The sequence below is a fragment of the Spirosoma profusum genome, assembly GCF_014699005.1.
Lineage (GTDB): Bacteria > Bacteroidota > Bacteroidia > Cytophagales > Spirosomataceae > Spirosoma > Spirosoma profusum.
In genome coordinates this window covers 165174-186385 of record NZ_JACWZY010000013.1, presented here as the reverse complement: position 1 = coordinate 186385, position 21212 = coordinate 165174, and the positions used below count along the sequence as shown (strand labels likewise).

Here is a 21212-nt window from a genome sequence, read left to right as displayed (position 1 = left end):
GTTTAGGTTTGGCGACTCAAAACTATTCAAACCATGCTTTTTTTAGTCGGTCCACATCATACCACACAACTTAGGTTATAATAGTAAAAGACCGAATTCCAGCCCAATACTTTATCGGTAAAGAACTGTTTAGTAGGTAGTTCACGCCACTGACAACCCGTTTTTAACCGATGAAAAATGCATTCCACGATTTCGGTGAGCGGTACAGTGGTATCAAATCCACGTGTTCCGATGGTCAAATGTGGCAAAACCCACTTTTCAATCATAGCTTTGCTGATGATCCCCATGCCTGTGTTTGTTTAAAGTTCGCACTTCAAAATTCACACGGTTTTGGGGATTATTCGTAAAGTTTAAACAGCTCCATCTTCAACTATGCAAGGAAGAAAATGCGACCACGAAAAACTCATCACTCATTTCCAACTTTCCAGCCGCCTTCCGAAGAATAATTTCTACCGTCGGCTGAAGGAGACGCTTGATCTGACGTTCCTCTATGAACACACCAAAGACTGCTATGGCTCAACTGGCAATCCCTCGATTGATCCAGTTGTATTCCGCTCCGGCGGCCCGGTTCAAATTCATGCTCATTGGCTATCTAGAGAATATTATATCTGACAGAGAGCTGATCGAGCATTGCGCCCTGCGAATGGATATGTTGTATTTCCTGGGTTATAACATCGATGAGCCGCTTCCTTGGCATTCCACCCTGAGCCGGACCCGCCAACTTTACCCAGAAGCACTTTTCGAGTTACTATTTGACAAGGTGTTCAGCCTATGTGTAGCTAATAATATAGTAGCCGGTCGACGGGTCGCTATCGACCGCTACGGCGGACCGTTCGGCCCCTGTCAAAGCGAACGCGTCGATGGAAACGCTCTTAGAAAAACAACCCCAGCGACCTGGACCCAAGTTACTAACCCAAGCTGAAGATCAAAATGGACCAGTAAACTCGATTCCCAAACTCAGCCCCCGTCAGGCAGCCTCGGTGATCACGGCTGCTGATCATCAGCTGAGGAGACTAGCCAAGCGCCAGCAGAATTTGCAAAGTGCGCCAACCACCCTAGGATCCAGCAATGAAAAAGCCTAACTGCTGAGCAACCGCAGCGATTTCTATGGGTTAAGCAAGGGCTATCGTATAATTTTTGTCATATTTTTCACCCCGACGAACAACGGCACAAACCCGGTGGATCAGCCGCACGGGCGGCCCCGTTATTACGAACTGCATTCAACACCAGCATCGTATGCTTGCCCTCACCTATTTTTCGTAGGTAGTACTCCTGAAGATCGCCTTTGACTTGGATCGCCGACATGGTGCCCATGTGAATCAAGGATTTCAGTCGCTTTCGGGCCTGGTGGCTCACCCTGGTTTTACCACGGATACTCGTGCCCGAACGGTACCGCTCCGGCGGCCCGGTCGAAGGGAGCAACACCGGCATGGCAAGCCAACTTTTTAGGATCGCTGATAGTCTGCATCTCATTAGTGGCTACTAACAGTTCGGTCGCAATCACAGGCCCAATGCCCGGTACAGAGACTATCAGATCGAACAATTCCTTCAGCCGAGCGTCGGTCTGAATGAGGTCCTTGATCTGTTGTTCAACGACTTTTTGTTCTTCTTGGAGAGCCGTGAGCGACTTTTTGACATTGCCTTTGAGCCGGTCCGCCGGTGCGGTCTTTTGCAACGATTTGCTGATGAACGTTTCCTGCTCGGCTACCGGAACAGCCAGCAGATTATAGCGGGGCGGCCCGTGCCGCTTGATTGAGCCGCTGACGGGTGGCACCGCTCCGGCGGCCCGGTCAGAAAAGCCAGTTTCTGCATAATCTCGCGTGGCGGCTGCCAAAGGCACATTTGATCGCGGAAACGATACCGGGCCGCCGGAGCGGGCGTATTGGGCAATCCGCTGAGCATCAATTTTATCGGTTTTGCCCCGTTGCATCCCACCAGCCTGTTTGATTTGCAAAGATGATTCCAGCCAGATGGCCAGTTTTTGTTGGTCAAGTAAGTCCAACAGGTGAGCGTTGTAGATGCCAGTATGTTCCATGCAAAAAACGGCCTGTTTGGGATTCCAGCCAGGCCGTGATTTAAACTGGGCGAAAGCGGTCCTGATGCCCGTCAGGGTGTTGGACGTGTGGGTGCTGAGTTGCACCCCTTGTTGGGTGTATACGGCCCAGTCGAGCGTGTCCTTGGCAACCGCGCGGGCGGCCCCGGTCGATGCCAATAAAGTAGCAAAAGTTCATGATGCTATTTAGTTTTGGATGAGTAGCCAACAACATGCTTACACTCGAACCCTTTCGTGGGCCTGAGACCCCTAATTTCTATCCGAGTCTGGGCAATGTAAACAGAGTGGGGACTGAATCGCTGCATAGGTCTAACTCCTTGGCGGACCGATAGTCTACCCCACTCTGGTTGACTACTGGCAAACTACCAAATCTTGGTTTCTTACCAGCCAGCAAACCTAAAGGGCGGACCGTCGGGCAAAGCCCGTAAACTCAACTATAATTGTAGCCTGGCAGTAGACACAGCCGAAGGGGTTATCAGCCATGTACAGGCCGATTTTGCCGATTGCCGGGACAGCCAGTCCCTACCCGACATTACCCTAAAGCTTCGGCAGCGGTTGGCCCACAATGAGGTGCGTTTAGAAGAAATACTGGCCGATACTGGCTACCCGAACGGCAGCAACTACGCCTTGCTGGAGGGGTGGAACAACACCGGATGGATACCCGTGTTCGGCAAGTATAAGCCACAGATTGACGGCTTCCCCTATGATCCCGTAGCTGACCAGTTCCGCTGTGCTGCTGGTAAGATACTGCCCTTTAAGAATTTTGATTCGCAGGCCGATGGCGGTTTGCTGAAAATCTACCGAGCTGCTTATCAGGACTGCCAACAGTGCCCGCTTAAACCCACGTGTATTTCTAACAGTAAATGCCGACAGATTACCCGGACGGCCTATGATGCCTTCTATCGTCGAGCCTTGGATCGCCAGCAAAGTCGTCGGGGCAAGCGTATGAAGCGGCTTCGCCAACAGACGGTAGAACCGGTCTTAGGCAGTTTAGTAGAGTACACTGGCTTACGAAAGATCAATGTACGTGGTAAAGCAGGAGCTCATAAGGTGATGTTGATGGCGGCCGTTGCCTTCAATCTGAAGAAGTACATGAAGTTCACCACCAAATTCACTCTCAATCAGGCCATAGCTCTAAAAGTGGAATGGTCATTGACCTCTCAAGGCCCTTTTATAGGCTTTACCACGCTTTTTCTCAACTGAGGAGGGATGACAATGGTAAAAAATCCCAGTAGCTTACCAGGCTATGACAAATCAATGTAGAAAATGGAGTTGTGCAACAGCCACGGGCGTTTATTGAAACGGCAAATTACGATAATGAGCCCAGAAGATAGTCGGTCAATTCTTCAACTGTAGTATTGACCGACTATTTACACTTTTTAGCGCCGATAGAAAGCCAATCAAACGCCTCGCCCTTGGATCAAACGAAAAATAATAGCGATCACTGCTATTATTAGCAGTATATGGATGAGGCCACTACCGGCAATGCCAGCTCCTAAAACTCCCAAAAAGCCTAAGAGCCAAAAAATGACTAATATAACAGCGATTGTATACAGCAGATTACCCATGAGTTGATATGAGTTTAGTGAATGCTCTGACTAACACGTAAGAATTTAAGAATGTTTTCGCCCATCCCTAATTCGTGAACATGTAAAAATGATAGATTGACAAATTACGTATATATGTAACCGTTTATTTAGACCTGTTAAAAGGAAATTAATTTTAGGGATTGAATAGTTATTTCCTCATCCTGTAGAATTTATTCCTCATCAAGTGAGAATAAGGCCAGCCTAAATATGGTTTAGCGCTAAACGATAAACATCTAATTAGGCAATGGAAATGGTCTTTCCTGAGGCTATTACGTGTTTTTGACTACACATCAGGCCTTAGTAGTTATTAAGTAGTTATACCGAACATAGTTGTTGGCAGGTGTTTTGCCCCTAAAATAAACATCCAGATCGCCTTCTCGATTGACTGAAATTTTAATGTATCAAACGTGATCGTCTCAAATGTGACAGAAATTGCTCTACTGCTACATCAAAAACGAATTGTATGCCTTCCGGCTTTGGCCCCAACTCCTTGATCGGAAGTCCGTTTGTTAGTCAATCAGTTTTAACCTACTCTCCTTCTAAAACGGCAATGTTGAGCGTCTGGATAGCTTCCCAAAAAAACAACCTGAGTTTCCGGTATAGCCTACTGAAACGGAGAGCTAGTCGGTTTGACTGGAGCCGTCAGCTAGCGATTCAACTGACAGTAATTCTGGTCGGGCTATTTTATACGTGCTCCGCACTAGAGCTTGATCTGGGGGAGACCGGCGATGGCTTTGGGGATGTTTATGATACGTATGTTCCCTCCACACCCGTTCAAACTCCCAAACCGACTGAAAGTGTTTATCGGAAAATCAAACCAGCCCAAGCGGTAATTGTTTCCGATAAGCATCCGCTCGTCTGCTCTGTCGAATGGTCATTCGCGTTGGTTTTAGTACCCCTGGCTTTATACATCTACAAGCCCCCTAAACGCAGACGCTTGCAAGTGTTGCATGCCATCTGGCGGCTATGAACCTTTCTTGCTGACTGGTTTCCTATTGCTCTGCTTTAGTAGTAAGTTGATCAGTCATGCTTCCCACCCAGCTAACGGAACCGCATGGATTCGATTTAGAGAACTTTCACGTGGTGTGGAGTACCAAATCCTCCTGATCTACACTGCTATTCTAGTGGTCGCCAACGAAAGTAATCGTTGGCTCAAGAGACTGTATTCGGGCTTTTTTATTCGCTTTTACTGTCAACCATTCTCGTTATGGCTCCTGCTGTTAACCCACTTGAGGTATCTATCAAAATCCCCGGCTGTGAAAGCCCCATTCCATTAAATACCATTGTTCGTTTACAAGGGTTCGGCAATTACTCCTGGTTGCATCGACAAGTGCATAAACCGTTGCTGATCGCTAAAAGCCTGATTTGGTTCGAACAGCTATTACCCGACTTCGTTCGTGTTCATAAATCCGATTTGATTAATCCCGGTTATGTGCAATCGCTGGCTAATCCCAATGCCCTGACCCTGGAATAGAATTTGCTTAACCAGCCCGTCATCAAAGTATCCCGTCGGCGTATTTTTCCCGTGTTGAGCAAGCTCAAGATGCATCGGCGTTTCTTATCTTATTGACAGGTATTTTTTCTACTAGACACGATCATGAAAAACTCAAGAATAATATTGCCAAGTGTCATCCTGGCCAGCCTGCTATTGTTTGTCGGCTACTGCTGGGTGCTGCTTGACTGGTATGAGGATATGCAGCTAGGGAGTTATGAGCGAGTGCCCCTCAATACAGTGATGGAAACGGGGGTTATCCTGGCTTATTGCTACCTGGCTTACCGATTCATTCAGGCTAGAATGACTGGTAACCAACCCACTACGCCCATTCCGAAAGCAGACAGAAAAACGCAGTCATTGCGGCAGTCGTATAGCTTACCCCATAAGATGACAGCACTGATGAAGACGAAAAAGGAAGGTGCTGAGTCGGCAGGTTGGCTACTGACTCGGTCGCAACGCTTGAAGTAGACGCCTAGTTGAGCCACTACATAAACTGATCCACCATTTCACGAGCCTACCATTCACGACCAGCTTGGCGTCCGGAGACGTCCGGCGCCAAGCTTAACTTACTATTTACCCCTTGATGCGCAAGGGCACCAGTGCTAATGAACAGCGTAAAGAGTCCATAATCCTTTCACTAATTTAAATCAATTGTTATGAACAAGATCATCGTAGCAGCATCAGTTATCGCGATGTTAACGGCTGCACAAACCAGTTTTGGACAGGCGGCTCAGGTCGCCAAAGCCGAGAAAAAAGAACAGAAGGCGGACAAGAAAGTAGCCAAAGCCAAGGAATTACGCTCGAATGCAGCCACCGGCAAAGGCCTTGAGATTGCGGGTGTTTCTGATTCAAAGACGCGCCAAGCCAAAGCGGATCGAAAAATGAAACATGCCCACAAGAAGGAATTAAAAAGTGAGGCCAAGGAGTTGAAAGCCGTCGCCAAGAATAAGACCAAAAAGGCGGCTGGTGTCGATTAATAGGAAAGTGGTTAAGTAAATCTATTAGTTAGAGCAAAAAGCGCCTAAAAACGCAGCCGGTTGGTTGCGTTTTTAGTGCGCTATATGGGCATAGTTAGTGAATGTATAACCCCTCTTTTTATGAAACACGTTGTTAACCCTCTGTCAAATTATCTATTTGTCTTGACGCTCTGTTTAGCCGCCCTACCGATTAAGGCCCAGCCTGCTCCTTTTATAGGCGCCAACACGATTTTGTTATCTACTTTTTTAGCAGATAAGCCAGCCTATAGCGCCATAACGACCGTGCTGACCGAGCAGTCACTTGCCTTTAGTGGTCCAGAAAATCGACTCTTAATTCGCTCGCAAAGCAACTCGGTTTTTGCGGCTAAGGGTTTGGTCTTTGAAGGACAGATCAAGATTATGGCGGGTATAATCGAGTTAACCGGTCGTACGATAGAGAGTACCACGGGGGCTAATCTACCGCTATCATCTCGGAGCACGCCCGTTCTATTCGCCAAAGACCGCAACTCTGGGCAACGGTTAGCGTTTTCCTATATGGATGGATTAGCGAAACAATTACAATCAGCTTTAAGGAGTACGCTAACGTATAAGTATCAAGCCCCCTCGATTTAAGGCTAGCTCCCTAAGTCGTTCATTCTCACATAAGGCTCCTAATTAAGACGACGAAGAATAGCAAGCGTCCAGACGAAGTCTGGCAGGCTTATCTGAAAAAGGTGTTTCGTAAACCAGTAGAGACCAGCATTAGTCAGATTGAGAATCTGTTTCCTCTTAAATTACATGCGGTCACTGCCGACGGTTTTTTTACTGAAAGTGTTTCTGTTTGTGTTGGCATATACGTTTGATAGGCTGATTGAGGAATGAGCCCACTATCTCGCAACTTGGATTATTTATATGAATCTAGCTGCTAAAAACCTGAGTTATCGAAAATTTTCGGGTTTGTTAAAGACGCGTCCATCGGCTTTAATTTGCCATACTGTAATTGGGTTGAAATGATACCCTCCATCACTACCGCGTGCGTCGATAAGCTGCGCAAAGGTTGGCTGTACGTAGCCAGTTTCGTCGGTAACGCGACTCATAATTTCCGTTGTGGCCCCGTTCCATTGCCATAGGTGCCGAAAACGTACATGTGCCTTATCTAATACGGGTTCCTGCAATTGAGCCTGTTGCCAGCTTTTACCCGCGTCGGTAGTGACCTCAACCTTAAAGACTTTTCCACGACCACTCCAGGCCAACCCTCGAATTTCGATCCAGCCTTTTTGAATTTGTGCTGGATAAGCCGGAAACGTAATAATGGAACGGGCGTCAATATCGAAACTGAACTGACGAATTTTTCCATCTTTAATACCTTCCGTATACTTTGACGTCTCCTCACGTGTGTGCCAGGGCGCATCACCCAGTTCAAGTCTGCGGAGCCATTTCACGCTCGTATTACCTTCCCAACCCGGCAGAAATAAACGTACTGGATAGCCTTGTTCAGGGCGGATAGCTTCGCCATTCTGTGCGTAGGCAATAATGGCATCGTTCCATCCTTTAGAAACTGGAATGCTACGTGTCATACGGGCCGCATCTCCACCTTCGGCCAGAAACCAGCTGGCGTTGGGCTTCACACCAACCTCCCGAAATAACGTCGATAATTTTACACCTGTCCATTCACTCTGACTTGTCAAACCGCAGATTTCCTGGGGTGACATGGTTTCCTTGCCCGTCCGGAAATTGCCGGAACATTCCAGAAATGCAATCCGCGATACGCTGGGAAATCGTTTCAAATCGACCAATGAGAAAATCATCGGTCGCTCCACCAGGCCATGTATGGTTAATTCATATTTCGCCGGGTCAATAGCCGGTACGCCGTTATGATGCCGTTCGAAGTGTAAATCAGACGGGGTGATGATGCCGTAGAAATCCTGAAGCGGTGAACGCGACGAAATATCGGACGGATTTTTGGCCAGTTTTTCAAAGGTCGAACGGGTACCAACTTTTCCGGGTGGAACACCCATCTGTTTGGTCGGATCTTCGGTCAGTATGGTTTTCTCGTCAATGCCAATCTGAACCGCAACGGCGGACCGGCCTCTGGCAAAGGAAGTTTGTACTACAGCAACAGCGGCTGTAGCGGCACCGCCCAGCAACGTACGGCGGGTTATTTTTTTTTGGGGTTGATTCGGTTCCATCTAGTCTGTCGCTTAACGTATGTCAGGGCCGCCTTTTCGGTCATCGGGAACAAAAAGTGGTTGTGCGGGCATCTTCACACTACGTAGCGTATTTGCATTGAGAACTGTTTTTTCGTCGATCAATTTGTTGGCGGTCAGCAAGTAAGCCGTTAACGCATACACTTCATTTGGCGTCAGCGAACCCGGTTCATTGAACGGCATAGCCCGCTGAATATAATCGAAAACAGTCGTGGCATACGGCCAATAATTGCCTATTACTTTCTCCGTGCGTTTCCCCGGCGCTGCTGGCTTAACGACCAAAGCTCCACCCGTACCACCCGTACCGCCTTCTCCATGACAGGCCGCACATTTAGCCGCAAACAACACCGCTCCCTGTGTTGCCACGCCTTCACCGGAAGGCAGACCTAGTCCATCTGGCCGCACATCATCGTTCAGGCGCGCGATGTGTTCCGACGTAGCAGGCCGGCCAAACCAAAACCGAACGGGTAACGAATCCGGTCTAACCAGCCTGTCGCTCTGCTGATTAGGGACGTACTGCGCATTCAATGAAAATAGGCCGGTCAACACGACCAGACCTTGAATAAGATGCTGTTTTATAAGCATGTAGATAAACCTCTAAAAGTAGGTAATGCTGTACATTTTGTCATGCTGACGCAGGAAGCATCTTATAGTGTCCAAACGCTCTAGTAAGGATAGTTAAAGATGCTTCCTGCGTCAGCATGACAAAAAAGCGTAAAATTTTGAAGTATTTAATGATCGCCGTATCGTTTTTCACCCGCTGCAATGGCAACTGTCAGGCGGTTCTGCTTTGGCGGTGTCGGGCACGTAGCATAGGGTGTAAAAGCACACGGCGGATTATACGCCTTGTTGAAATCCAGATATGTGTAGCCTTCAGCGTCAGGTCCAGGCGCATCCAGGAATCGGCCGCCACCATAGGTTTCGTGCTTGTTTGACTGATCTGCAAAGACAAAATGAAGCCGGTCTTTATTACCCGTTGCGTCCAGATGCTGCTCTTTACCAGCGACGGTAAACACCAGTTGTCCAGGCGATTCCTGTTCGTATGACCGGCCTGTGATGTCAATAATCGTAATTTTCTTACCAACCGTCGGCACAAACTTCGCCTTAATGCGCCAATCCTGGCTGATTGGGTACGTATCGATGCCGGCGAATCCTTTCAGATATGGGCTTTCCAGATCGCGCAACCGAACGGCGTATTTGTCGCCCCGCTGAATCACAAACCAACGTAACGATTTGTGTTTCAGAACCAGAGGTCTTCCCGTGGATGAAAAGATTTCTAACGTACTGACGGGTTTTTCGCCCTCAAAAACTGACGCTCCATCTTTGGTTTGCACCGTTACGTTGCCATTTTTCAGGACAAATTTTCCCAGAAACGCATCACTGTGGTCAGACGGAAAGATAATGTTATTGCTACCATCACCACCGAACGTATTGTCGCCTTCTTTCAGCCAGAATAGACCCGCCAGATTCAGCCAGCCGTCTTCTTTTTTCAGGTCATTGATACGTTTGCTGTGCCATTCCCGAATCTCTTCTTCGTAAGGTTTTTCGAACGTAAAGGCGGCCAGGAATACCGTGGCTACTACCAGAAGCAGGTGTTTTTTCATTGTTTTTATAATTTATAAATGATTGATTAATTATGTTTTTGTTGATGAAGTGCTTGGCTATCAATTGGAAACAAAGACGTATCGCCGTATTGCGTTACGTCGTGAAGGCGGGTTGCGTAGTGCGAAGTCTGTGCTACGTTCTTCTGCTGTTTATAGATTTTGTAAAGCCCCCAATACGCATTGGCCGAATTCGGATGTTGTTTTAGCAGATCCTGATACGCCGTGATGGCTTTGTCGGCATGGCCCGCCCGTAACTGAGCCTCTGCCAGACTAATCAGCACCGGCCGGGCATAGGTCGGTGGCTCGCTGTAGCCGAGGTCTTTCTCTTTTTTCTGCGCCTTTTCGAGCGTAGCAATCGCTTCCTGGTGGCGATTTTGTGCACTCAGGATAACGCCCTGTAATTCGAGCGATGCTACGTTGAGGTGATTCTGACGCTGTCCATTGATGAGTTCTCCGGCCTTCGCCTGATGGCTGTTACGCCAGAGAAGTGCATCCAGCGCATCAACAAAATGGCGCGCATCCTCAATCCGATTATGGCTCACGGCCTCCATACCCGAAGCGAAATAAAACAGGCCGTCTTTATACGCCATCGCTTTCGCGCTGTACAAACTATCAGTATCAATCTTGATCGCTGCCAGTCGGTCGGCGGCTTTTTTGTAAAAGCCAAAGCACAGCTCCATTTTGGCGGGAGCAATAATGCCCTGATAGAAAAAACGGCCTTCGTACTTCTGCTTACGCTCTTTGGTGGCGGGCATGTTTTTCAGCTTCTCAGCGTAATACAACGCGGTGCTGTACCGACCATCTTCCGCACAACTCGATAGTAAGTAATTGATATTGTGGATGTAATTCCAGGTATCAACCTCGGGCATATTCTGCTTTTTCATATACGCCGAATCAACTGCCACGGCCGCTATAAACGAATCATAAGCGCGTTTGTAATCACCCACTTTGTAGTAAACATGACCGGGCATGTGCACCATATGACCGGCACCGGGCGACAGAAGGGGCAGTTTTTGAGAACTTTCCAGTGCCTGTTCGGGGCAGCAGTTTTCCATCAGATGAATCCAGTAATGGTGTGCGGCTGCGTTCTCAGGATGGGTTTTGAGCAAATCACGTAGCAGGTATTCGGCAAATAGCTGCCCGTCGCGCGGGTTCAGTTCGGTGTCGTAACCGCTCATTTTGCTCAGGGCCAGAAACAACTTCGCATCTACATCGTCCGGAAATTTATGCACGATGATTTCCAGTTTGCGTTGGTAAGCTGTTTTGCCGTTCTCAGCGTCGGCATCGCGGAGTAAGATACCTTCTGCATACAATTGCTCTCGTTCCGAAGCTTTGGCTTTCAACGCTTTCAGCTTCCGAACGGCCAGCTTTTTATCGGCCGCAAACTCGTTTCCTTCAATGGCGCCAATCGCGCTGTAAAGTCCCCAATACGGCATGATAGCTGTTGAGTCGTTGCGAATGGCTTCTTTGAATGCCCGATACGCTTCGAAATCCCAGAAGCAATGCAGCAACGCTACACCCTGATTAAAAAACGTTTGCGCCTTTTTCGACGTAGTACTGATTTTAAAATCAACTGCACCAATTCCTTCCAGCACCTGCGGAGGAGGCAGATTCGGTACGTAGGCCGTCTCCTTCCGATAATCCAGAATGTGTGTGAGGTGGTCGTGGCTCTCGCCGTCGTGCGCTTCGTGTTGTTGCGTACCATGCTGATGCTCATCTGATGAGCCTTCAGCCCGCCTGACTCGCTGAGCAAACGTACTCAGCGTAATCAGACAGAGGAGAAAAGGGATTGCTTTCATAGGCGATCAATTCAGCAATAGTTTGTTCGTAACAATCTCTGTATTTGGCAGCGGGAAAATGTAGTTGGCCTGCGAGGGCTGCACAGCGGGCGCGGTGTTCGACGAACTGGATTTAGCCGGAAGCGGCAGCAGGTTACGTAGCAGATCGTTTGAGCGGAACCCTTCTCCCAGTAATTCAATACGTCGTTCGGTCAGAATGGTATTTACTAAGGCTTCCTGCGTACCAACGGCGCTGGCCGGAAACACATAACTCGCATCGGAACGATTACGTACCGCTTTCAGCAGATTCATAGCCGTTACCAGATCGCCGGTGCGGGCTGCTGCTTCTGAATAGTTCAACAGCACTTCGGCGTAACGTAGTATCGGCATGTAATCCAGAAAAGGCGACGGCTTGTTATATTTGGTCAGAAACTGCACGCCCGATGCCGTCCGCGCAAACGTTCTCCGCAAATCCGTCGATTTCCATTCCGTATTGCCCCAGATACCGCTCGGGTTCAGGTTGTACTCGGCGTTGGCGTTGAATACGTAGGGGAACGACGATTGCCCCGTTACGTTATCCAGCTCAGTCATCGGCACCGACAAAATCGACTCGGTGCTCGTGTAGTTGGTCGTGAAAATTTCGACGATGTTCTGCAACTGGTGTTTTACGCCCGTAGCTGCCGAATAAGGTGCACTGGCCGACACAATCTTTTTAGCCTCTTCAATTACTTTAACATAATTTCCCTGATTCAGATAAACGCGTGTTTTTAGGGCAATTGCCGCGTTTTTATGGGCGCGCGTTGTGTTGAGTAACCCTGTTGTATACGTAGCAGGCAGATCGGTTTCAGCTTCATCCAGATCTTTCAGAATCTGGGTGTAAACTTCGGCTACGGTGCTACGTTTCAGGTCGTTATTCGCCGTTGTTTTTTCGGCCTGCAAACGTAGCGGCAATCCCGGCGACGTACCTTTATTCTCATTATAAGGCCGCGCATAACTCGTGACCAGAGCAAAATAGCTGAGGGCGCGGGCAAACTTGGCTTCGGCAACGTACTGTTTACGAAGCGTTTCGCTGACCGTATTTGGATTATCGGCCAGTCCCTGAATCAGTACGTTGGCATTATTGATGGTCGTGTAACCAGCCGCCCAAAATCCGGCCACGAAATTCGAACCCGAATTCAGCGTCTGATTCCAGGCTTCGTAGGCCGTGAACGTATTGCTCGTTCGGTTAATGAACTCCTCGCCACGCGCTTCCATATAGGTATAGTAGTTGCCTCCGTAGAAATTCACGCTTTTCAGTGCCTTATACGTGCCATTGACCAAGCCTAATACGCGGTCGGGAGTGGCAAACGCATTACTACTCGTAATCGACGTAGCGGGATTTGGATTAAGGTATTTCTGTTCGTTGCAGGCTGATGCCGTTAGCAAAAAACCAAATACTGCTACGTTGCCCCACTGGCGAAGCGATTTATAGTCAGGTTGTATGTTCATCTTGATGGTAGGTTGTAATTAGAAACCAATGTTAAGGCCCAGCGTGAGAGTGCGGGCTTGCCCAACCGAGTTTTTCTCGATACCCGGCGTAGTGTTCGAATTCCCGTTAACCGACGATTCGGGGTCAGTTCCGGTATATTTCGTCAGCAGAAACAGGTTGGAGCCCTGCGCATACACACGTATCGAATTAATGCCCGATTTGCCGAACAACGTAACGGGCAACCGGTAACCAATCGACGCGTTCTGGAGCCGTAGGAAATCGCCTTTTTCAGCGTTGGTCGACACCGGGAACGAGGAACCGCTCGAGGTCTGGTCATTATACACCAGCTTCGGAATATCGGTAACGTCGCCCGGTTTCTGCCAGCGTTTGAGGATTTCGGTTGAGTTGTTATAGGCCCGCTGGTCGAGCAACGTAGCACGGGTTCCGTTCATAACCAGGTTGCCACCTGAATAGCTGAAGTTGATGCTCGCATCAAAGTTTTTATACTTAAACGTATTGATAAAACCGCCATACCAGGTTGGTAATGCATTGCCAATGAGGTAGTAATCAGCACCAGTAATGGCGGGTGCCGTTTTCCCATCCAGATACGTCCACTGGCTTTGTCCGGGTGCTGCGACCTGCGTATACTGTACCTGCTCGCCCTTACCGTTGATGAATATACGTTGCCCGTTTGCAGGATTAACGCCAGCCGTTTTAGCTCCATACAAACTACCCACCGAATGGCCAACCCGCGTAATGTTTGTGGTTTCGTACGCTACGTGTGTGGTGCCGATAATGTCAGTATTTCCGTCAGCCAGCGCTGTGACCCGGTTTTGGAGGGTCGTATAATTGAACGTAGCGTTCCAGGAAAAAGCATTGCTACGTAGTATGGTCGCGTTGATACCCAGCTCAATACCCCGGTTATACATCGAACCTACGTTGCTCAGAATCGAATTGTTCGGAATACCTTTCGATACAGCTTGTGGCGCACTTAGAATCAGACCATTTACATTGTTGTTGAAGTACGTGACTTCTGCCTGAATCCGGTCGTTCAGAAATCCCAGATCGGCCCCAATGTTGGTCTGTTCGCTGGTTTCCCAACCCAGATTCGAGTTCCCTGCCTGCGACAGCGCCCATGTGGACGCACTACCATATAACGAACCGCTGAACAGCTCCAGCGAACTAAACGCATTGTTCAGATTTCCGTTGCCAACCCGGCCCCAGCTTGCCCGTAATTTGATACCTGTGAGCGTCGACGCCAGCCGCGAATCTTTGTAGAAAGGCTCTTCCGACAAGGCCCAGCCCGCCGAAACGCCCCCAAAATTCCCGAACTTTTTACCCGCTCCCAACGCCGAGTTACCGTCACGACGGAAGTTGAGAGTCGCAAAATACTTTTTGCTCAAATCATAAGTCAACCGTGAAAAGAACGACAGATACGCGCGTTCGCTGAGTTCGTTATCCGAAGCCGTGATGGCTCCCCAGTTGCCCTGATAGCTCTGGAAAAATGGGTCAGATGACTGCGTACGGGTAGCGCCCCACGAAGAATTGTTGAATTTCTGTACGTCATAACCCGCCAGCAATGACACGCCATGTTTACCAGCAAATGTTTCGTTGAATGTCAGCGTGTTGGTCCAGTTCCAGTTATCGCGAAGGGCGGTTGCATTGGCCACCGCGCCCTTACTGGCGAAACCATTTCCCTGAATGGCGCTATCGAAGCTGACATTGTCGGTCCGAAGTCGGTCGATAGCATAGGAACTAACAAAATCCAGATTTTTCAACAGTTTAGCGTTAGCCGAAAAGCTGGCAATAATCCGGTCATTTTCAGAAGTGTATCGGTTAAGATCAATCAGGGCCGCCGGATTACCAAAGTTGCTGATAAACTGGTTGTTCCCTACGCCAATTGTGTTCGGGCTGGCCGGGTTGATATTGTACGAACCGTCTGGATTATAGGCTGGTACGTTCGGCGGAAGGGCTATGGCTAACCGAGCCGCACCCACCAGAAAGAAATTCGAGCTAGGCAGCGAACCCGCGTAAGGCGAACTGTTGAAACTGGTGTTGTACGAAACACTCCCCTTCAGTTTTAACCAGGGCGTTACGACCTGATCGATGTTGAAACGTACCGCTTTCCGGTTAAAATCGTTGGCCTTGATAAAGCCCTGCTGGTTGCTGTAATTGGCTGAGAAGTAATACGTAGTGAATTCGTTTCCGCCTGATACACTGAGGTTATGATTGTGCGACGTACCAGCACGGTAGATATAATCGTACCAGCGCGTATCGATGTTTGAACCATCTGGGTTTTTGTTCGGGAAAAACAGCGCCGATGCTACGTTATCATTGCTACCATTACCACCCAATACTTTGGCGTTCAGCACCGCTTCGTTCTTGATAGCGATGAACTGCTCAGCATTCAGCAGTTCGGGCAAACGTACCACTTCTGATACACCCGCCCAGCCATCATACGTAATACGTGGCTTGCCAGCTTTACCCCGTTTGGTCGTGATCAGCAACACACCAGCCGCAGCCCGCGAGCCATAAATCGACGTAGAAGCGGCATCTTTCAATACGTCAATTGACTCAATATCAGCTGGGTTTATGTCGCCTAGTGGGTTGTTCGGTACGGCTGTGCTGGCCGATACGTTCCCCGAATTAATAGGAATTCCATCGACAACAATTAGTGGATATGAACTGAGCGAAATCGAGTTCACGCCACGAATACGTATCACAGGCGGATTGTTCAGAACGCCATTGGGCTGGGCAATATTCACACCCGTAGCCCGTCCGGTCAACGCCTGATCGAAGCTCTGAACAGGAAACTCTTTCAGTATGTCGCCTTTTACGCGCACCGCCGAACCGGTAAATTCTGCCTTCGATTGGGTGCCATAGCCCACCACCATCACTTCGCCAAGTGTCCGGGTATCGGAAACAAGGCTGATATTGATAACGTCTTTTCCGTCAACGGTAACTTCCTGATTCGCAAAGCCAATCGACGTAACAACTAGCTTTTTAGCCCCCGCTGGAAGCTGAACACTGAATTTCCCATTAGCATCGGTCTGACTTCCGACGTTGGTTCCCTGAACCACAATGTTTGTACCCGGTAACGGTTGACCGTCTTCTTTGCTGGTAACAGTGCCCGTAATGGTTCGATTTTGAGCCTGGAGTGTTGCTGTTGCGATCAGCAGAAAGAACAGTACGCTTAGCAAGCGCCTTGTTTTTGAAGGTTTGTAAATTAAATACATTTTGTCTATCTGTTAAGTGTAGTTTCAGGTTGTTTAAAACCCGAAGGTGCCAGTAAACGCTGTTTTAACTTTTCTCAAGAGCTATTTTTGTCATTCTGACGAAGGAAAAATCTGAAGTCATCCCAATTCGCAGGTAAGGATGCTTTAAGATTCTTCCTTCGTCAGAATGACAAAAGCGCCCATTTGAAACCTGTTTGTGAAAGTTTAAACAGTTTTTTTTTGGAACCTTCGGGGTAATATGACTTAATACGTTCCGGCTTTCAGCGTACTCTCCGAGAGAGCGTACTTCCGGTTGGCCCGGTCGAGCACTACGTAGATGGAATCTTTTTTCTCGTTGATACCCCGTAAAATCACGCGGTCGCCGTTGTTTTGAGCGGTATAGTGAAGCACCATCCGATTGCGTTTTGCAGGGCGGCTTTCCGATTTAATCCCTTTGGTACGTCGTGTAGAACGGGCGATTGGGTCAATTTTAAGATCTTCCGGACCGATGATTGCTTTCGCTTCTGCCGGAATCCAGTTATCGTCGGGCTGTTCGTCACGGTCACCTCTTTTTTCGGCAGACCGTCCTCTTCTACCGGATTGATTACGCACTTTAGTGGCGTCTGTAGCTGCGAAATCACGGTTATTAGCCAGGAATTCGCGATTCTCGGCGTTTCGTGCGCCCCGATTTTTGTCCTGCAAATACAGCACATGATTCTTGGTATCGGCTTCGTAATAGAACACCCGCTGTCCACCCGCTACACCGGTCAGCTCAAACGTTCGGTTGATGTCACGCATCGGTGAACCACCTCCATTCGACAAGTCTAACTCAACGGGTTTTGCTACTTTAAATGTTAGCGTAGTCCAGTTTTCGAACGTAGCTTCCTGCCAGCGAACGGAATCCACCGGCGAAAATGGGAGGCTTTTTCCGTTGAGCTGAAATTCCGTTACGTTGTAGTTTCCGCGCAGTTCTTTTAGTCCCTTCTGAGCCGGCTGCTTATAGGGATCGTAGCGGAAATTGACGTATTGAAGCCAGAACAGCAGCACCAGAAACAGGCCAATCGTCAAGGTTTTCAGGCTGATACGTGCGTATTGCAGCCCACCGCTAAAAGTCGGAGCGAAATAATTAGGAACCGTCAGTCGCTCACGAATCAGCAGGTTGTAGAGGTCTTTGATGTAGTAAATGAGCAGAAATCCCGACAGCAGCACAAAATATGAGCTGTATCCATGGACGCCCCCATCATAGGCAAAGTTGACGTATACTATATCGGCCAGCGCCCCAAACAGCAGTACAGAACCCCAGAACGTAGTAGCCCGGAAGAACAGCAATGCTCCGGCCAGCACTTCCACAACGCCCGTAAAAACTTCGTACCAGGGCACAATACCTATTGATAGCCAGTAGATTTTCTGAGCGGTCAGGTCGCCAAAGTTGGTGTTCAGCAGGCCGAGCGACGGGTAAGGAAGCTGCGTAGGCATGAGCTTCGTAAAACCGAAACCAATGATGCCAATACCCGCCCGGTAACGTACCACGACCCGTAACCAGTAATACAGGAGGTTGTATTCTTTGGCTTCCTTGTTGCGAAATCGGGCGATGGCGGTCCATATCAGCCCAATTACCGTAGCAAAAATCAGGGTGATAATCCACGTAGCGTAGCCGTTCAACGTGCTGCCAAAGAGCTTATTCCCGAAAATATTTAGTCCTGAACCAAAACGCGCTACGTCGTAGAGGTCGCGGTAATGCAGGTGCAGCCAATCGAATTCCAGTATTTCTTTATACCATTCGATGTTATTGGGCAGCGACATGCTGATAAAGAAAACGAACGCAATACGGAACAGAATTTTCTGCCCCTCAGTCCAGGATTGGCCTTTTTTATGAACCGGCTGATTTACAGAGTTGGGCGCTGCCTCACTCGAACTGGCCCGATGTTGTTCGGCCAGTTCATCGAGCGACAATAGCCCCAGGTCGGCCCGTTCGGGAGTGATATTCGGAGTTGCCATTGGTCAAAAAGAGTTATAAGGAAAGTGCCCCGCGCCGACCGGCTTTGGCGGCTTCATCGATCAGGTATTTTTTAGCTACTTTATCCAGCACCGCATACACCGAATCGTGCTTTTCGTCGGTACCCGACAGAATAATCTGGTTGGGCGTTGGTCGGCTGTAGGTCAGTTGCAATGTTTCGTCGGCATAATTTGGATTGGCGTTCGTGAGTGTCAGCTTCTTGCCGGTTGGGTCGATTGTATACCGATAGTAGTGCCGCCCCTGCGAACCTGCTAGCTCATAATCCCGCTGCTCGTCGGTTGCCGGAAGTTCTTCGGTATTGGTATTGACCAGCTTTACGGGCCGGTTCGACTTGATACTGATGGTATTCCAGGTTTCGAAAACCACGTCTTTCCAGCGATTCGGGTCAGTTTTTGAATACGGAATCGACTTGCCATCACTACGAAATTCGCTGACGTTATAAATACCCGCTACGTCCGACAAGCCCTTTGTCTCCGGAAAACGTACGGGCCCGTTCTTGTAAGTACGATACGTAGTAAAGCCATAAATCAGCACGACGAACACGAGAAAGGCACTTTTCAGCGCCAACCGACCGGTACGTTGCCATTGCTCCGAAAGAACAAGCTGAAAGCGATTCGGAGAAGCGGGAATTTCGAGCGAAACCAGTCGAAACAAACGTATCGCATCGAAGGAAAACAGCACCAGACCGAACGTAGTAAGCAGGCCAGCGTAGACATATTCACCCCCTTCGTAAGCCAGATTGGAGAAAAAGATATTTCCCAAAAATGGTAGCAGAATCAACGTACCGATGGTCGCCGTTTTGCGGTGAAGGAGCAATAACCCACCCACCAATTCGACCAGCCCCAGAAACGATTCGTACGACGGAACCACGCCCAGCGACAGCGAAAACAGCTTCCAGGCGGTGAAATCACCGTAAGCGGTGTTCAGATTGCTGATTGATGGTTTTGGTGCCTGCAACGGAAACAGCTTGATGAATGCATACGCCAGCACAGCCAGCGCCAGCCGGTAACGTAGCACTACGCGCAACCAGTAATAAAGCCGGTCGTAGTTTGTCGTTGCGTCACTACGTCGTGACCAGATTACCGTACCAATCGCGGCCAGTAAAACCACAACGCCCCAATTGGCAAACGTATCAACAGGGCCGAAAAAACGGGGTGCGTAGTGCGACAAATTGAACAGGTAGCGCGTATAACCGCCTTTAAAATCGACCAGATTTTGAAAAAACTGGATGTCAATCGGCAACGCCTGAATGAGAAAGTAAAGAAATACGAACCGGAAAATTAGTTTCTCCGAACCAGTCCATTCCGTACTTAATTCAGCTTTCGAAGCCGAACGAGTTCCCCAACCCGACCGGGGGCCGGGCTGCGCAATAAGCGGATTAACGCCGGTAAGCGCCTGTGTTTGGTTGCTCATAATTGTCAGAATTAGGCCAGCAGGTTGTCGGCAGGTACGAAATGAGATTCTTCAGGTAGCTTCTCGCCGGTATAGGACAACTGCGCCAGCGCCTGTTCGATGTCTTCCTTGATGTCGTCAATGTGTTCGATACCCACCGATAGACGTAATGCGGTAGGCGCTACACCCGCTGTGAGTTGCTCATCATCAGAAAGTTGCGAGTGCGTTGTACTGGTCGGGTGAATAATGAGCGTTTTCGAATCGCCCACGTTGGCCAGGTGGCTGATAAGTTTGAGGTTATTCACGAACGCTTCGGCCCGTGCTTTGTCGCCTTTTAGTTCAAATGACAATACGCCACCAAAACCACGTTTCAGATACCGTTTGGCCAGCGCATGATACGGGCTGCTTTCCAGTCCCGGATACTTCACCGAAGCCACTTCCGGGTGTTGCTGGAGCCAGTGCGCCAGCGCCAGGGCATTTTCGTTGGTACGTTCGATACGTAGCGTCAGCGTTTCCAGGCCCTGAAGGAGTAAGAATGAGTTGAACGGTGCCTGCGAAGCTCCCCAGTCACGTAGTCCCTCGACCCGCGCCCGGATGATAAACTGGATGTTTCCGAATGGCCCACCTTTACCAAATACGTTGTTCAGCACCAAACCGTGGTAGCTCGGCGATGGGCTGGTAAATTGTGGGTATTTTCCGTTGCCCCAGTTATACGTACCAGCATCGACAATCACCCCGCCAATGGTGGTGCCGTGGCCGCCGATCCATTTCGTCGCTGATTCAACAATAATGTGCGCTCCATAATCGATTGGTCGGGCAATGGCCCCTGCGGCTCCGAACGTATTGTCGACAATCAACGGCAAATCATACCGTTCGGCCAGTCGGGCGAAAGCCTCAAAATCAGGTACGTTATATTCAGGATTGCCGATGGTTTCGATGTAGAGGAATCTGGTCTTTTCATCGATAAGCCGCTCAAAGCTGCCAACCTTATCCCCGTCCGCAAACCGAGCTTCAACGCCGATATTCTTAAACGAATTTTTGAACTGGTTGTAAGATCCGCCGTACAGATACGACGACGTAACGAAATTATCGCCAACAGTTGTAATGTTGTTGATGGCAATAAACTGAGCGGCATGACCTGAGCTAACCGCCAGAGCACCAACACCCCCTTCCAAAGCAGCAATACGCTTCTCGAATACATCACTGGTCGGATTCATGATGCGGCTGTAAATGTTACCAAATTCCTTCAGTGCGAACAGGTTAGCCCCATGTTCGGAATTATTGAATACGTAGGAAGAGGTTTGATAAATAGGCACTGCACGCGCGTTGGTCGTTGGGTCAGGCTGTTGACCACCGTGTAATTGCAGGGTTTCGAAACGCAGGTTCTGACTCATAATACTTGTGATTTGATTGAAGACATTGTTGAGATCATACGTAA

Annotated in this window: 19 protein-coding genes and 1 pseudogene; 7 read left to right on the top strand and 13 right to left on the bottom strand. The window is 49.0% G+C overall.

What is annotated here, in order from left to right:
* Positions 1-56: 56 nt before the first annotated feature.
* Positions 57-287, bottom strand: a complete 231-nt coding sequence (locus IC229_RS16765; RefSeq protein ID WP_223834034.1) for a transposase — start codon at positions 285-287, stop codon at positions 57-59.
* Positions 288-490: 203 nt separating this feature from the next.
* Here IC229_RS16765 and IC229_RS35320 point away from each other — a divergent pair, with 203 nt between their 5' ends.
* Positions 491-922, top strand: coding sequence for a transposase (locus IC229_RS35320; protein WP_223834033.1), 432 nt, complete (start codon positions 491-493; stop codon positions 920-922).
* 227 nt (positions 923-1149) lie between these two features.
* On the opposite strand, the gene IC229_RS35745 is transcribed toward IC229_RS35320, so the two are convergent.
* Both IC229_RS35745 and IC229_RS16750 read right to left on the bottom strand, forming a co-directional pair.
* Complete coding sequence (locus tag IC229_RS35745; RefSeq protein ID WP_262893395.1) at positions 1150-1305, bottom strand: hypothetical protein; 156 nt, start codon at positions 1303-1305, stop codon at positions 1150-1152.
* 58 nt (positions 1306-1363) lie between these two features.
* Positions 1364-2212 carry an IS110 family transposase gene (locus IC229_RS16750; protein WP_190888147.1) on the bottom strand — a complete coding sequence of 283 codons (849 nt, stop codon included), beginning with the start codon at positions 2210-2212 and terminating at the stop codon, positions 1364-1366.
* A 255-nt stretch (positions 2213-2467) separates the two neighbouring features.
* Here IC229_RS16750 and IC229_RS16745 point away from each other — a divergent pair.
* Positions 2468-3256, top strand: a pseudogene (locus IC229_RS16745) (transposase); the annotation flags it as partial.
* A gap of 197 nt (positions 3257-3453) precedes the next feature.
* Here IC229_RS16745 and IC229_RS16740 read toward each other — a convergent pair.
* The gene (locus IC229_RS16740) at positions 3454-3621 is read right to left on the bottom strand and encodes a lmo0937 family membrane protein (protein ID WP_190888146.1); all 168 of its coding nucleotides are present in this window, start codon (positions 3619-3621) and stop codon (positions 3454-3456) included.
* Positions 3622-4105: 484 nt separating this feature from the next.
* Here IC229_RS16740 and IC229_RS16735 point away from each other — a divergent pair, with 484 nt between their 5' ends.
* From IC229_RS16735 to IC229_RS16715, 5 genes are all read left to right on the top strand, one after another.
* Positions 4106-4612, top strand: coding sequence for a hypothetical protein (locus IC229_RS16735; RefSeq protein ID WP_190888145.1), 507 nt, complete (start codon positions 4106-4108; stop codon positions 4610-4612).
* Between the two features lie 237 nt (positions 4613-4849).
* Positions 4850-5116: a LytTR family DNA-binding domain-containing protein gene (locus IC229_RS16730; protein ID WP_223834031.1), complete on the top strand. Its 267-nt coding sequence runs from the start codon at positions 4850-4852 to the stop codon at positions 5114-5116.
* A 123-nt stretch (positions 5117-5239) separates the two neighbouring features.
* On the top strand, positions 5240-5605 hold the full coding sequence (locus tag IC229_RS16725) for a hypothetical protein (RefSeq protein ID WP_190888144.1): 366 nt from the start codon (positions 5240-5242) through the stop codon (positions 5603-5605).
* A 188-nt stretch (positions 5606-5793) separates the two neighbouring features.
* Positions 5794-6114, top strand: coding sequence for a hypothetical protein (locus tag IC229_RS16720; RefSeq protein ID WP_190888143.1), 321 nt, complete (start codon positions 5794-5796; stop codon positions 6112-6114).
* A 120-nt stretch (positions 6115-6234) separates the two neighbouring features.
* A complete protein-coding gene (locus tag IC229_RS16715) occupies positions 6235-6726 on the top strand; it encodes a hypothetical protein (RefSeq protein WP_190888142.1) in 492 nt (163 codons plus the stop codon).
* A gap of 305 nt (positions 6727-7031) precedes the next feature.
* On the opposite strand, the gene soxC is transcribed toward IC229_RS16715, so the two are convergent.
* From soxC to IC229_RS16670, 9 genes are all read right to left on the bottom strand, one after another.
* Positions 7032-8282: a sulfite dehydrogenase gene (gene soxC, locus IC229_RS16710; RefSeq protein ID WP_190888141.1), complete on the bottom strand. Its 1251-nt coding sequence runs from the start codon at positions 8280-8282 to the stop codon at positions 7032-7034.
* A 12-nt stretch (positions 8283-8294) separates the two neighbouring features.
* Entirely contained in the window at positions 8295-8885 is a 591-nt protein-coding gene (locus IC229_RS16705; protein WP_190888140.1) for a c-type cytochrome, read from the bottom strand.
* A gap of 146 nt (positions 8886-9031) precedes the next feature.
* Complete coding sequence (locus tag IC229_RS16700) at positions 9032-9904, bottom strand: DUF1684 domain-containing protein (protein WP_190888139.1); 873 nt, start codon at positions 9902-9904, stop codon at positions 9032-9034.
* Between the two features lie 26 nt (positions 9905-9930).
* Positions 9931-11703, bottom strand: coding sequence for a tetratricopeptide repeat protein (locus tag IC229_RS36285; protein WP_190888138.1), 1773 nt, complete (start codon positions 11701-11703; stop codon positions 9931-9933).
* Between the two features lie 6 nt (positions 11704-11709).
* The gene (locus tag IC229_RS16690) at positions 11710-13170 is read right to left on the bottom strand and encodes a RagB/SusD family nutrient uptake outer membrane protein (protein WP_190888137.1); all 1461 of its coding nucleotides are present in this window, start codon (positions 13168-13170) and stop codon (positions 11710-11712) included.
* An 18-nt stretch (positions 13171-13188) separates the two neighbouring features.
* Positions 13189-16350, bottom strand: coding sequence for a SusC/RagA family TonB-linked outer membrane protein (locus IC229_RS16685; protein WP_223834030.1), 3162 nt, complete (start codon positions 16348-16350; stop codon positions 13189-13191).
* A gap of 279 nt (positions 16351-16629) precedes the next feature.
* Entirely contained in the window at positions 16630-18363 is a 1734-nt protein-coding gene (locus IC229_RS16680) for a hypothetical protein (protein ID WP_190888135.1), read from the bottom strand.
* A 13-nt stretch (positions 18364-18376) separates the two neighbouring features.
* Positions 18377-19795 (bottom strand): DoxX family protein, encoded by a 1419-nt coding sequence (locus tag IC229_RS16675; protein ID WP_223834029.1) that lies wholly within the window; start codon positions 19793-19795, stop codon positions 18377-18379.
* An 11-nt stretch (positions 19796-19806) separates the two neighbouring features.
* The gene (locus tag IC229_RS16670) at positions 19807-21168 is read right to left on the bottom strand and encodes an O-acetylhomoserine aminocarboxypropyltransferase/cysteine synthase family protein (protein ID WP_190888134.1); all 1362 of its coding nucleotides are present in this window, start codon (positions 21166-21168) and stop codon (positions 19807-19809) included.
* Between the last annotated feature and the right edge of the window lie 44 nt (positions 21169-21212).